Genomic DNA, 13145 nt, shown 5'->3' with positions numbered 1-13145 from the left:
CTAATGCAAACCCTTGTACTCTAGGCAAGAACCTTAGCTCACCCAATCTCATCTACCTATTTATTGCCAAGTATAGAGCAATCGGTCGGTTGAGCTGGACATCTTTATGGGAACTTAGCCTCATGGGTAAATCATTAGTTACGGGTATTGATATCGGCCATCACAGCATTAAAGCTGTGGTGCTCAAACCTATGGGCGACACCTGCGCGCTGGTGGGGTATGAGGAGTTGCTCGTTACCGCGGATATTTTCACCGATAACTACACGCTCGATTATCAGAAAATTGTAAAGAAACTCAAACAACTAAAAAAGGGGTTACCGCTATTTAGTCGTAAAGTCGCATTGGCAATTCCGGATAATGCGGTGATCAGCAAATCATTACCCATCGATAGTGACCTTGAACCACGTGAGCAGGAGTTTGCTATCTATCAGGCTTTCTCCCATCAATCCCCTTTTCCGGTCGAAGATCTGAGTTTCGATTTTGTCGAGATTGCGAATAGTACTGTTGCGCGCAGTAGCACGACAACCTTCCAAGTTTATGCCACCAGAACTGAAGTGGTCGACAGTCGTTTACACGTCAGTAAAAAAGCGGGTTTTGAGCCGATCTTGATCGATGTACAGGTGCATAGCTTGTTGAAGTTATGGCAACACGCGAGTCGTGCTCTGCGGCGTGCAGATTGGATGTTGATTGATATTGGCTATAGCCAAAGCACCCTGTGCCTCGATTGGCCAGACAAAATGCCATTTTACAAAGATATTCCGTTCGGTACTCAACGACTCGACGTCGAACCAAGGAGCGAATTCGCCGTTAACCCATTAGCGCTGCAAGATCCAATACAGCGCTTTATTGATGAGTTGGTCGATAAAACGGCCCGTCAAATTCAGTTATTCACCTCGGTACATGGGGCGCAACATCTGAGTGGTCTATGGCTTTCTGGTGGTGGCGCACTGATGGCGGGTTTGACTGAGGCCCTACAGCAGCGTTTAGGGCTACCCTGTGAGGTATTGGATCCATTCTCACTGTTCACAATCGATGTAGCGAGGCGTCAGCGACCAGTGAGGGATGGGGCACAGTTTAGTACCGCGGCAGGTTTGGCCTTGCGTGGTTTAGCGTGGCTGGAGGGTGAGCATGCTGGATAGAATTAATTTATTGCCATGGCGAGAAGCTCGGCGTGAAGCTCATAAACGGCGTTTTTTAGGTTTAGTCATGCTCGGTATTTTACTCGCAGTGTTGATGCAGTTTGCCGCAGGTAACTATTTGAGCCGTCAAGTGGCGCAACAGCAAGAGCGGATTGGCTATTTAAAGCAGCATATTTTTTCGCTCGATCAGCAAGTCTCACAATTGAAACTGAGCGAAGAGGAACACAAAGCGCTGCTGACTCGGCTGCATGTGGTCGAGCAATTGCAGCACAAACGCAATACCACCACCGATTTTATGAATCTGATGCCGCAGTTGATCCCAGAAGGTGTGTATGTCGATAAGATCAAAATGAATGGTCAGCAAATAGAGATCACCGGTATTAGCGATTCGACCGCCCGTTTAGCCACTATGCTCGACAACCTAGAAAAGTCGACCAAATTAAGCGAGGTGGAGATGCATGAGATTGTGGCGGGCAATAAACGCTTTGGTAAGCAGTTTCAGAGCTTCAAAGTCTCTTTCCAATTGTTGCTGGCGCGATCTGAGCTAAAACAGGGAGAGGTATCCGATGACTAATTTGCAAGAATTGGAACTTGATGAGATCACCGAATGGCCATTATTGCCTCAGTTATTGGTGATTTTATTGTTGATGTTGCTGGTTCAAGGAGCGGGTTACTGGTTCTATCTGATGCCACAACAAGATCAAATCAACGCTTTGAAACAAGAAGAACAAACGGTTAAAGCCACTCTGAGGATCAAAGCCAACAAAGTGGCGGCTTTGCCACAGATCCAAGCGCAACTCGATGAATTAAAACAGCGCTATGACTTTTTATTACGTCAATTGCCGGTACAAAAAGAGCTGGCCAGTATGCTGGCGTCAGTCAATCAATTAGGCCTAGATAACTCACTAACCTTCACCAGAATTGATTGGGGTGAACGCCAAAATCAAGCCTTTCTGTATCGTTTACCACTCAATATTGAGCTGACCGGTAACTATCACGATATTGGTGATTTCTCTCAGGCGATAGCCCAGCTACCACGGATTATTCATTTTGATGACATTGATTGGCAGCGAGTCAGTCAAGAAAGCAGCACACTGCATTTTCGAGTCAGAGCCTACACCTATCAGTTTAAGCCGGAGGTGGAGGATGAAAAATAATTCGCTTTGGCCGCTGTTACTCAGCTTGTTGATGTTGGTTGGCTGCAAAGCCAATCAAGACAATTTAGCCAGCTATGTTGCCCAAATCGAGCGCGAAGCTCGCCAAGAAGTGGCTAAGCTCAAGCCGATTTTGGAGTTTTCCGCCGTTGAATATCAACAGCATAAAGGACGTGAGCCATTTATGCTGCCCAAAGAAGCGCTGGTACACAATCAACCAGTCGCGCAAACCGATTGTTGGCAACCTGCACCGCGCACCAAAAATGGACCCCTTGAGCGTTATCCTCTCACTCAGTTGCGTCTTAAGGGAGTGATGAGCAGTGGAGGATCGATTTCAGCCTTGATCCAGACCCCGAATGGGAACGTGGTTAAGGTCAAAGCGGGGCAATATATAGGAAATAATAATGGCAAGATCACGAGAGTCGATGAGCGCTACTTGTTAATTAATGAAACCTTGCCGGATGGCTTAGGGTGTTGGAATCAGCGTAACGTCAAGCTGGCTTTAAAATAATAGGTTGAAGTGTAGAGATATCACGATGAAAAATGGATTGAAAACTTATGTCGCCCAGACTTGGTTGACCTTATGGATTGGTTTGGCGGTTTGCACTTCTTCCGTCGCGTATGCTGTTGATTCTGTGTCGGCTAATCGATTAGAAAATATTGATTTTCGAGTCAATAAAGCCCAGGCCGCCGTGTTAATTGTGGAATTGGCTTCCGCTTCGGTAGTGGTCGATGTGCAAAAGATCCCGCAAGGGTTAAGCATTGATCTGCTGAAAACCGATGTGGCCGATGACAAGCTTTATCTGCTCGATGTAAAAGATTTTGCCACTCCGGTGCAGAGCATTGAAGTGTTTAGAAAGCAGCCGACCACAGAGTTGATTGTGAGCATTGAGGGTGAGTTTAAGCATGATTACTCTTTAAAAGGCAAATACCTTGAAGTGGTGATCAGTAAACTCAAAGTGGATGAAAAGCCAAAATCGAAAAGTATCTTGGAAAAAGAGGGCAAGCTGATCTCGATTAACTTCCAAGATATTCCGGTGCGCAATGTCTTGCAGCTGATTGCTGACTATAACAGCTTCAATTTAGTGGTCTCGGATTCAGTGGTTGGCAACCTCACTTTACGCTTAGATGGGGTACCTTGGCAGCAAGTGCTGGATATTATTTTGCAAGTCAAAGGCTTGGATAAGCGGGTCGATGGCAACGTGATTCTGATTGCTCCTAAAGAAGAGCTGGATCTACGTGAGAAACAAGCTTTGGAAAAGGCGCGTTTGACCGAAGAGCTTGGCGATTTAAAATCACAAATCATCAAGATTAACTTTGCCAAAGCGTCGGATATCGCCGCGATGATCGGCGGTGAGGGCAATGTTAATATGCTGTCGGATCGTGGTTCAATCAGCATTGATGAGCGGACTAACTCGCTACTGATCCGTGAGTTACCGGACAATATCGCGGTGATCAGTGAGATCATTGAATCACTGGATATCCCAGTTAAACAAGTACAAATTGAAGCGCGGATCGTGACCGTCAAGGAAGGCAATATTGATGAGCTTGGGGTGCGTTGGGGAGTGATGTCAACCAATGGTAGCCATTCCGTTGGTGGTTCGATTGAAAGCAATCTCTGGCAACAAGGTCTGCTCGGTGATGATGACTTTCCGCTCGATAATTTCTTAAATGTTAACTTAGGCGCTTCAGCCAACGCACCTTCGATTGCTTTCCAGGTGGCCAAATTAGGTTCAGATACGTTGCTCGATTTAGAACTTTCGGCACTGCAAAATGAGTCAAAAGCAGAGATCATCTCTAGCCCACGATTGATCACCACCAATAAACAGCCCGCCTATATTGAACAAGGTACTGAGATCCCGTACCTCGAATCTTCCTCCAGCGGCGCTTCAACCGTATCATTTAAAAAAGCGGTATTGAGTTTAAAAGTGACGCCGCAAATTACCCCAGACAATCGCTTGGTGCTCGATTTGAGCGTGACTCAAGATCGACGTGGTGAAACGGTCAAAACCGGAACCGGAGAAGCGGTTTCAATTGATACCCAGCGGATCGGCACTCAGGTGTTGGTCAATAATGGCGAAACGGTGGTGCTGGGCGGCATTTTCCAACACAGTATCAATAATTCGGTGGATAAAGTGCCATTGCTCGGCGATCTGCCCGTATTAGGCGCTCTGTTTCGCCGCACTTACGAGCAAATGGGTAAAAGTGAGCTACTGATTTTTGTCACGCCGAAAGTCGTCATTCAATAACTTAGCGTGCGTAAAACCAGTGAACAAAAATTAAAGTTGCAATAGTGGCACCATACCTTGATAATTTCGGGTCTTATCACGAAATATCGGTGAGGAATAGGTGCCACAAGCATACTTACTGTTGGTATATGTCCAGCAACTCTTGTGGCGATGTCATTGAATTAACGTTGTAAATTACTGCTAAACATGGCTGAGAAACGCAATATTTTCCTTGTTGGCCCGATGGGCGCCGGCAAAAGTACAATTGGTAGACACCTTGCGCAACAACTGCACATGGAGTTTGTTGACTCTGATACGGTTATCGAAGAACGTACCGGAGCTGATATCGCATGGGTGTTTGATGTTGAAGGTGAGGAAGGCTTCCGCAAGCGCGAAGAGGCTGTTATTAATGATCTAACTGAGCAACAAGGTATCGTACTGGCGACCGGTGGTGGCTCTGTGATCAGTAAAGATAATCGCAATCGCTTGTCTGCTCGCGGTATCGTGGTGTACCTCGAAACGACCATCGAAAAACAATTGGCCCGCACCAATCGTGATAAAAAGCGTCCGTTATTACAAACCGATTGCCCACGTGATGTGTTAGAGCAATTAGCCGAAGATCGTAACCCGATGTACCAAGAAATAGCGGATATCACCGTGCGTACTGACGATCAAAGTGCAAAAGTGGTAGCCAATCAGATCGTAAAAATGCTAGAAGAACACATCATGTAAGATTTGTTCGAAGAATTGGAGTGCAAAACCATGGAGCGGATTACGGTCAACTTAGGTGAACGTAGCTACCCAATTTCAATCGGTGCCGGATTATTTGCTGATCCGGCCTTTCTTTCTCTCTCCGCCCAGCAGAAAGTGGTGATCGTGACTAATCACACGGTAGCTCCGCTTTATGCATCTGCAATTGTCTCATTACTGGATCGACTTGGCTGTCAGCATGCATTGCTTGAGCTGCCTGACGGTGAACAGTACAAAACTTTAGAGACGTTCAATACCGTGGTGAGCTTTTTGCTCGAACACAACTACAACCGTGATGTGGTGATCATTGCCCTCGGTGGCGGAGTGATTGGCGATCTGGTCGGTTTTGCGGCAGCTTGTTATCAGCGCGGAGTGGATTTTATCCAAATTCCCACCACGTTATTGTCGCAAGTAGACTCCTCGGTAGGGGGGAAAACCGCGGTCAATCATCCACTTGGCAAAAACATGATCGGCGCATTTTATCAGCCGCAAGCGGTATTAATTGATACTGACTGTTTAGCCACTCTGCCCGCACGTGAATTTGCCGCAGGCATGGCCGAAGTGATCAAATACGGGATTATTTACGATGCGGCGTTTTTCGATTGGTTAGAGCAGCACATCGATGCATTATATGCTCTCGATCAAAGCGCATTAACTTATGCGATTGCCCGTTGTTGCCAAATCAAAGCTGAAATCGTCGCTCAAGATGAAACCGAAACGGGTATTCGTGCGTTACTCAATCTCGGCCATACCTTTGGCCATGCGATTGAAGCACAGATGGGCTATGGTAATTGGCTACACGGTGAAGCTGTTGCGGCTGGCACGGTGATGGCGGCCAAAACTGCCTTACTGCAAGGTTTGATTGATCCTATTCAGTTTGCGCGTATCGTCGCGCTATTCAAACAAGCCCAATTACCGGTTTGTCCACCGGATAGTATGACATTTGCCGATTTTATGCAGCATATGCTGCGTGATAAAAAAGTGTTGGCCGGCGAGCTACGTCTCGTATTACCAACTAGCATAGGCAGTGCCGCAGTAGTAAAAGATGTTGCTCAAGCTGTGATCGCACAGGCGATTGAGTATTGTCGCACTGTGTAAAATGGACGCTCGTGTAACCTTATTGATAGCAGACAATTGTGATTAGGATGGCCCAATGAGTTTGGCACATGAACTGGATTTAGAGTCGCAAACGGAATTATTGCAGCGGTTACAGCTACTGACTCGCTTTGGTTCTCATTTAGTGAATGTGTGTGGTCGGCAAGGTGCAGGTAAATCTTGGTTGGCACAGCGCTTTTTAGAGAGCTGGGTGCCGGATAAAAACCAAGCTCTGCTGATGTGTCATCCTAATCAAAATGATGAGCAGCGCCGAGTGACTATCTTGTCACAGTTGGCATCTGAGTCCTCGTTCAACCCCAAAGATCCGCTCGCTGAGAGTGTTACTCGCCTATTTGAAGAGCAGACCTGCGATATCGCCATTGTGGTCGATGATGCCCATCTGCTGTCTGAGTCGCTGATTTCCGAATTGTGGATGTTGGTGCAAGAAGCACAACTGAATCCGCGTTGGACGCTTAATGTGTTGCTGTTTGCTCGGGATAATGGTTTGGACGCGTTGCTGGCTCGTTTAAGTTACGGTCAGGAGCATAAGCCTGTCGATTTAGAGATTGAGATGCTGTCCGAAGATGAAGCGGATCGGTTATTCGAAAATCGAGTGATGCGCTATGTTGATCCACAACTTGAGCGTAAAGTTCGCAATGCGTATAAAAAAGTGCATCCGTTACCGGGGGAAATTATGGCATTGGCGGAAACTAAATTAGAAAAGCGAGTGGTGATCCGCTCAATTATTGGCTCACCATTCAACATCACCTTAGTGATACTGTTATTGCTACTGTTGCTCGGTGGTGGCTATTGGTGGCTACTCTCAAAACCGGTGCCACAAGAACGGCAATTGGCAACAGCGGAACAAACGGTGCTTGCTCCCCTCGATGCTGCGAATCACTCAGCGCTGGCTGATGATGCCAAGGCTAATAATGAGGCGACTTCAGAGGCTGATGGTACGAGGTTTGGCGCTTATGATGATACGGCCGCTTTGCCACCGGATGTGGTAGAGACCACCGCCAGTGTCGGCATGGCTGATGATGGTAAGCGAGTGGTGATTAACTCGGATGTGGTTGATGCGCTACTGCAAGGCACCGCTAATCCCACCGATACCGTCGCGATTGAGCAACTTGTTGAGTCAACTCAAGCTGCTACGCAACTGAAAAGCCAAACTCTGCAGCCAAGCGCTGCCTCGGTTTCAGCGCCGCCAGCGGTCAGTTTTTCTTTTGCGCGTGATGAACTTAAAGCGATGTCGGCGCGCAGTTATACCTTGCAACTGGCGGCGATGAATTCACTGCCAGATGTGCAGGCATTTATTGAGCGCTATCAGTTGCACAATAAAGTTTACGTTTATCCGACCTTACGTAATGAGGTGGAGTGGTTTATTGTCACGCAGGGTAATTATCCCACCATTCAAATGGCGCGCGATGCGGTCGAGCAACTGCCTGCTGCGCTACAAGCATTGGGTCCTTGGGCGAAGTCACTCAGTCAGGTGCAGCGCGAAATCCAACGTAACAAATAAACCTGAGCTTCAAGCAAAAATATGTTACATTCCGCAGCCTTATTTTGTGGCCAGTGATTAGAGAAGTAGATGAAAAAGCAGCGTGCCTTTCTGAAATGGGCTGGCGGTAAATTTAGCCTAGTAGAAGACATTCAACGCCATCTGCCAGAAGCTCGTGAATTGGTTGAGCCTTTTGTTGGGGCCGGATCCGTGTTTTTGAATACGGATTTTGAGCGCTATCTGCTGGCAGATATTAATCCCGATCTGATCAATTTCTATAATTTGCTCAAAACCGACTCGCAAGCTTACATTACCGAAGCCAAACGCTGGTTTGTGCCGGAAAATAATCGTAAAGAAGCCTATCTCGATATTCGTCAGCAGTTTAATCAAAGTGATGATGTGCTGTTTCGCTCACTGGCGTTTTTGTATATGAACCGATTTGGTTTCAATGGCCTGTGCCGTTACAACAAAAAAGGCGGCTTTAATGTACCGTTTGGCTCTTATAAAAAACCGTATTTCCCCGAGCAAGAGCTGGAGTTTTTTGCTGAAAAAGCTCAGCGTGCAACGTTTATCTGCGCCTCTTACCACCAAAGTTTTGCGCAGGCGCAAAGTGATAGCGTGATCTATTGTGATCCACCTTATGCGCCGCTCTCAACGACCGCCAATTTTACCTCTTATGCCGGTAATGGTTTTACTCTCGACGATCAAGCCGCGTTAGCGGATATTGCCGAGAAAACCGCCAAAGAGCGTGGCATTTCGGTGTTGATTTCCAATCATGACACCACCCATACCCGCCGTTTATATCGCGGGGCACAGCTTAACGTCGTCAAAGCCAATCGCACCATCAGTCGCAATGGCGCTGGGCGTAATAAAGTCGATGAATTGCTCGCTTTATTTACCCCACATTCAGCCCCTCAAGTTTGATGTTATCCTCAAACAACGTGGCGTTGCAGGTAGGCGGCAAGTGAATGAGTCCCGATGAGCATAGGCAAACTTGTGTGGTTGGGGTGAAGGAACGTAGCCAACACCGCTGCAGCTTCAACTAGAAAGGGGATATTCGCCAAAATGATCTTGGCCGCTGAGTGGTGCGCTAGGATCTGTTGGCGAGCTTAGGTAGAATAGCGAGCACATTATATCCAGCTCGCATTCCATTCCTCATGAGGTCAGTATGAAAGATTTTCTCATTGCACCATCCATTCTCTCCGCCGATTTTGCCCGTTTAGGTGAAGATGTTGCCAAAGTGCTCGCGGCTGGGGCCGATGTGGTGCATTTCGATGTGATGGATAATCACTACGTACCGAACCTGACATTTGGCGCACCGATTTGTAAAGCGCTCCGCGATTATGGGATCACCGCGCCGATCGATGTGCATCTAATGGTTAAACCGGTCGACCGCATTATTCCCGATTTTGCTCAAGCTGGTGCCTCGATGATCACTTTCCATATTGAAGCTTCTGAGCACGTGGATCGCACCCTGCAATTGATCAAAGAGTGTGGCTGTCAGGCGGGTGTGGTATTCAATCCGGCGACTCCACTACATCATCTTGATTATATTATGGATAAAGTGGATTTGATTTTATTGATGTCGGTTAACCCAGGTTTTGGCGGACAATCTTTCATTCCACACACCTTAGATAAACTGCGTGCGGTGCGTGAGCGGATCACGCAAAGTGGTCGTCAAATTCGTTTGGAAATCGACGGTGGCGTCAAAGTGGAAAACATCCGTGAGATTGCGGAGGCGGGGGCCGATATGTTTGTGGCTGGCTCGGCGATTTTTGGCCAGCCTGACTACCAAGCGGTGATTGCCAAAATGCGTGCTGAATTGGCACAAGCCAAGATTTAATTTGAGTTAGGACCCTGTTTTGAAATCGATAAAATTAATTGCTTTTGATTTGGATGGTACGCTGCTCGACAGCGTGCCGGATTTAGCGCTTGCGGTGGATCAAACTGCACGCCTACTTGGTTATCCCACGGTCAGTGAAGCACAAGTGCGTGATTATGTCGGCAATGGTGCCGATGTATTGATTGCACGGGCGCTTAGCCAAAGTTTAACCATCAATTCCGATTTAAGCCCAGCCCTGCTAGAGCAAGCACGCGAAAAGTTTGATGAATTTTACGCGCAAACTGGCCATCAATTAAGTCATCTGTATGCCAACGTCACAGCGACCTTGGCAGCATTGCATAATGCTGGGTTTATTTTGGCTTTGGTGACCAATAAACCATCGCGCTTTGTGCCGGAAGTGCTTGTGCAGCATAAGATTGACCACTTTTTTAGTGATGTGATTGGTGGCGATACATTCCCAGATAAGAAGCCGGATCCGATGGCGCTAAATTGGTTGCTGGATAAGCATCAACTGAGTGCGGATCAGATGTTGATGGTTGGGGACTCGAAAAATGACATTCTGGCTGCCAAAAATGCCGGCTGTTACTCGTTTGGTTTAACCTATGGCTACAACCACGGCGAGCCGATTGCTAATGCGCAGCCTGATTTTGTGGCCGATGATATTGGCACGCTACTTGAGGTGGTGCAGATTTCGGCATAAAACCTGTTATTCGCACTAGAAAAATACTCGTTAATAAGTACACTGCTAAAACCGCACTCCATCTCAGTGCGGTTTTGTCACTTTGGTTGGTGTCATTTTAAGTATTGTGTAATTTTAATTTCAGCTGCAAGGAAATCAAACCCATGAGCAAACCCATTGTATTGAGTGGTGTTCAACCATCTGGTGAACTAAGTATCGGTAACTATTTGGGTGCTCTGCGTCAATGGCAACAGATGCAAGATGATTATGATTGCCAATATTGTGTGGTTGATCTGCATGCGATTACCGTACGCCAAGATCCGCAAGCGCTGTATGAAGCAACGCTTGATGCACTGGCAATCTGCTTGGCAGTCGGGGTTGATCCACAAAAGAGCACGCTGTTTGTTCAATCCCATGTGCCGGAGCATGCGCAACTGAGTTGGGTATTAAACTGTTATACCCAGATGGGTGAACTGAACCGCATGACTCAATTTAAAGATAAATCAGCACGTTATGCCAATGATGTGAATGTTGGTTTGTTTGGTTATCCGGTGTTGATGGCGGCGGACATTCTGCTGTATGGCGCGCACCAAGTGCCAGTCGGCAGTGATCAGAAGCAGCATTTAGAACTGGCGCGAGATATCGCGACCCGTTTCAATAATATTTATGCCCCTGAGCAGCCGATTTTTACTATCCCAGAGCCTTATATCCCAACCGTGAATGCGCGCGTGATGAGCCTGCAAGATGCGACTAAGAAAATGTCGAAATCGGATGATAATCGCAAAAATGTCATCACCTTGCTGGAAGATCCTAAATCGATCATCAAGAAGATCAACAAAGCGCAAACCGATGCCGAAACTCCACCGCGGATCGCCTACGATGTAGAGAATAAAGCCGGAATTGCTAACTTGATGGGGCTGTATTCTGCTGCTACCGGGCAAACTTTTGCGCAAATTGAAGCGCAATACGCTGGGGTGGAGATGTATGGCCCATTTAAGAAAGACGTTGGTGAAGCGCTGGTGGCGATGCTGGAGCCGATTCAGGCGCAATACCAGCGGATTCGCAGTGATCGTGCCTATCTTAACAGCGTGATGCGTGATGGTGCAGAGAAAGCCTCAGCCAAGGCGCAGCAAACGCTACAACAAGTCTATGCGGCAGTCGGATTTGTGGCACGCCCATAAACGTTAATCATGGCGCTGAGTGCGCCATGGTCAAATCATTTTGCTTGCGTGATTGAGCTATATCCACTGCGGTATTGCTTGGCTCGGCGGAAAAATAAAGGCTAGCTTGCGCTAGCCTTATTTATTATGGGTATTATGGGTATTATGGGTTCTGTACTCGATTTACTGTGCGTCGCGCTGTACGCTGCCCCACAGATCATATTCATCGGCGTGTTCGATCAGCACATTGACTTGCTCACCCGGTTTTAGCTTGGTTTCCCCATTGAGATAGACTAAGCCATCAATTTCAGGAGCATCGGCGTAGGTACGGCCAATCGCGCCTTCTTCATCGACTTCATCAATCAGCACTTGCATGGTGCTGCCAATCCGCTTTTGCAGTTTGGCGGCGCTGATCGCTTGTTGCACCAGCATAAAGCGCTCGAATCGATCTTGTTTCACTTCTTCCGGGATCTGATCTGCAATCTCATTGGCCGTAGCCCCTTCGACGGGGGAATACTTAAAGCAGCCAACGCGATCGAGTTGGGCTTGTTGCAGCCAATCCAGCAGGATCTGGAAATCTTCTTCCGTTTCGCCTGGGAAGCCGACGATAAAGGTCGAGCGGATCACCAGCTCTGGGCAGATCTCACGCCATCTTTTAATTTGTTCTAAGGTGCGTTCCGCTTGTCCTGGGCGCTTCATCATTTTCAGCACTCGTGGACTGGCGTGTTGGAACGGAATATCTAGGTAAGGCAGTACCTTGCCTTGCGCCATCAAATGGATCAACTCATCGACATGCGGGTAAGGGTAGACATAGTGCAAACGTACCCAAATGCCCATTTTGCCGAGTTCTTCACTCAGTGCTTTGATATTGTGGCGCACTGGTGAACCGTTGGCAAAACCGAGGCTGTGCTTGGTATCCACCCCGTAAGCGCTGGTATCTTGGCTGATCACCAGTAGCTCTTTTAGCCCAGCGTTTTTCAGGCGTTCCGCTTCGCTAAGAATATCGCCCACTGGACGGCTGACTAAGTCACCGCGCATCGAGGGAATAATGCAGAAAGTACAGCGGTGATTACACCCTTCGGAAATTTTTAGGTAAGCGTAATGCTTGGGAGTCAGTTTTACCCCGTGATCCGGCACTAAGCTAGTAAATGGATTATGGGCTGGCTTGGGCGCAAATTGGTGTACATGTTCCAATACGTTTTGATAAGCGTGTGGACCGGTGATGCCTAATACATTGGGATGCACTTGGCGAATTTCATCTTCGCGCGCGCCAAGGCAGCCGGTGACAATCACTTTGCCATTTTCTTTGAGCGCTTCACCAATCGTATCCAGCGATTCTTGTACCGCACTATCGATAAAGCCACAGGTGTTGACAATCACTACGTCGGCATCGTGATAACTATTGACGATGTCATACCCCTCGGTACGCAGTTGGGTCAAAATACGTTCTGAATCGACCAAGTTTTTCGGGCAACCTAACGAAACAAAACCAATTTTATTGCCTGTGGTTTGGCCGCTTTGGCTCTGTTGTGCGAGGGTTTTTTTCGCCGTTTCTAAGGTTGTCGTTTGGTTGGGCGTAAAAGTCTGAACTGTCAT

The 13145-nt window shown here is 47.6% G+C and carries 12 protein-coding genes and 2 pseudogenes; 13 read left to right on the top strand and 1 reads right to left on the bottom strand.

Annotated features, from left to right (window positions below; translation table 11 throughout):
* Nucleotides 1–122: 122 nt before the first annotated feature.
* From pilM to trpS, 13 genes and pseudogenes are all read left to right on the top strand, one after another.
* Nucleotides 123–1139, top strand: a complete 1017-nt coding sequence (gene pilM / locus OOK74_RS10290) for a type IV pilus assembly protein PilM (RefSeq protein WP_278182741.1) — start codon at nucleotides 123–125, stop codon at nucleotides 1137–1139.
* Nucleotides 1129–1713 (top strand): PilN domain-containing protein, encoded by a 585-nt coding sequence (locus OOK74_RS10285; protein WP_274722622.1) that lies wholly within the window; start codon nucleotides 1129–1131, stop codon nucleotides 1711–1713. Before pilM ends, OOK74_RS10285 begins: the two co-directional genes overlap by 11 nt.
* Complete coding sequence (locus OOK74_RS10280) at nucleotides 1706–2296, top strand: type IV pilus inner membrane component PilO (RefSeq protein WP_278182740.1); 591 nt, start codon at nucleotides 1706–1708, stop codon at nucleotides 2294–2296. The genes OOK74_RS10285 and OOK74_RS10280 overlap by 8 nt, the downstream gene beginning before the upstream one ends.
* Nucleotides 2286–2804 carry a pilus assembly protein PilP gene (locus tag OOK74_RS10275; protein ID WP_278182739.1) on the top strand — a complete coding sequence of 173 codons (519 nt, stop codon included), beginning with the start codon at nucleotides 2286–2288 and terminating at the stop codon, nucleotides 2802–2804. The genes OOK74_RS10280 and OOK74_RS10275 overlap by 11 nt, the downstream gene beginning before the upstream one ends.
* A 25-nt stretch (nucleotides 2805–2829) precedes the next feature.
* On the top strand, nucleotides 2830–4542 hold the full coding sequence (locus OOK74_RS10270) for a type IV pilus secretin PilQ (RefSeq protein ID WP_274722625.1): 1713 nt from the start codon (nucleotides 2830–2832) through the stop codon (nucleotides 4540–4542).
* A gap of 186 nt (nucleotides 4543–4728) precedes the next feature.
* Nucleotides 4729–5253, top strand: coding sequence for a shikimate kinase AroK (aroK, locus tag OOK74_RS10265; RefSeq protein WP_166014237.1), 525 nt, complete (start codon nucleotides 4729–4731; stop codon nucleotides 5251–5253).
* A 30-nt stretch (nucleotides 5254–5283) separates the two neighbouring features.
* Entirely contained in the window at nucleotides 5284–6369 is a 1086-nt protein-coding gene (gene aroB / locus OOK74_RS10260; protein WP_278182738.1) for a 3-dehydroquinate synthase, read from the top strand.
* Nucleotides 6370–6424: 55 nt separating this feature from the next.
* Nucleotides 6425–6799: pseudogene (locus OOK74_RS15110) on the top strand (ATP-binding protein); the annotation flags it as partial.
* Between the two features lie 510 nt (nucleotides 6800–7309).
* Nucleotides 7310–7888 (top strand): annotated as a pseudogene (locus OOK74_RS15105) (SPOR domain-containing protein); the annotation flags it as partial.
* Between the two features lie 69 nt (nucleotides 7889–7957).
* Nucleotides 7958–8791 (top strand): Dam family site-specific DNA-(adenine-N6)-methyltransferase, encoded by an 834-nt coding sequence (locus OOK74_RS10250; protein ID WP_278182736.1) that lies wholly within the window; start codon nucleotides 7958–7960, stop codon nucleotides 8789–8791.
* Between the two features lie 244 nt (nucleotides 8792–9035).
* Nucleotides 9036–9710 (top strand): ribulose-phosphate 3-epimerase, encoded by a 675-nt coding sequence (rpe, locus tag OOK74_RS10245; protein ID WP_278182735.1) that lies wholly within the window; start codon nucleotides 9036–9038, stop codon nucleotides 9708–9710.
* Nucleotides 9711–9729: 19 nt separating this feature from the next.
* The gene (locus tag OOK74_RS10240) at nucleotides 9730–10410 is read left to right on the top strand and encodes a phosphoglycolate phosphatase (protein ID WP_278182734.1); all 681 of its coding nucleotides are present in this window, start codon (nucleotides 9730–9732) and stop codon (nucleotides 10408–10410) included.
* 143 nt (nucleotides 10411–10553) lie between these two features.
* Complete coding sequence (gene trpS, locus OOK74_RS10235) at nucleotides 10554–11570, top strand: tryptophan--tRNA ligase (protein WP_274722631.1); 1017 nt, start codon at nucleotides 10554–10556, stop codon at nucleotides 11568–11570.
* Nucleotides 11571–11732: 162 nt separating this feature from the next.
* On the opposite strand, the gene rimO is transcribed toward trpS, so the two are convergent.
* Nucleotides 11733–13145, bottom strand: coding sequence for a 30S ribosomal protein S12 methylthiotransferase RimO (gene rimO / locus OOK74_RS10230; RefSeq protein ID WP_278182733.1), 1413 nt, complete (start codon nucleotides 13143–13145; stop codon nucleotides 11733–11735).

The organism is Vibrio misgurnus (assembly GCF_029635775.1).
GTDB classification, from domain to species: domain Bacteria; phylum Pseudomonadota; class Gammaproteobacteria; order Enterobacterales; family Vibrionaceae; genus Vibrio; species Vibrio chanodichtyis.
The sequence above is the reverse complement of the archived record's forward strand: the minus strand, read 5'-3'. Positions and strand labels throughout refer to the sequence as shown.

Bases quoted from the DNA above. Each gene is read 5' to 3' on its own strand.
- rpe (WP_278182735.1), top strand. From the start codon at position 9,036: ATGAAAGATTTTCTCATTGCACCATCCATTCTCTCCGCCGATTTTGCC.
- OOK74_RS10275 (WP_278182739.1), top strand. From the start codon at position 2,286: ATGAAAAATAATTCGCTTTGGCCGCTGTTACTCAGCTTGTTGATGTTG.
- OOK74_RS10270 (WP_274722625.1), top strand. From the start codon at position 2,830: ATGAAAAATGGATTGAAAACTTATGTCGCCCAGACTTGGTTGACCTTA.
- trpS (WP_274722631.1), top strand. From the start codon at position 10,554: ATGAGCAAACCCATTGTATTGAGTGGTGTTCAACCATCTGGTGAACTA.
- pilM (WP_278182741.1), top strand. From the start codon at position 123: ATGGGTAAATCATTAGTTACGGGTATTGATATCGGCCATCACAGCATT.
- aroK (WP_166014237.1), top strand. From the start codon at position 4,729: ATGGCTGAGAAACGCAATATTTTCCTTGTTGGCCCGATGGGCGCCGGC.
- OOK74_RS10250 (WP_278182736.1), top strand. From the start codon at position 7,958: ATGAAAAAGCAGCGTGCCTTTCTGAAATGGGCTGGCGGTAAATTTAGC.
- rimO (WP_278182733.1), bottom strand. From the start codon at position 13,145: ATGACAGTTCAGACTTTTACGCCCAACCAAACGACAACCTTAGAAACG.
- OOK74_RS10280 (WP_278182740.1), top strand. From the start codon at position 1,706: ATGACTAATTTGCAAGAATTGGAACTTGATGAGATCACCGAATGGCCA.
- OOK74_RS10285 (WP_274722622.1), top strand. From the start codon at position 1,129: ATGCTGGATAGAATTAATTTATTGCCATGGCGAGAAGCTCGGCGTGAA.
- aroB (WP_278182738.1), top strand. From the start codon at position 5,284: ATGGAGCGGATTACGGTCAACTTAGGTGAACGTAGCTACCCAATTTCA.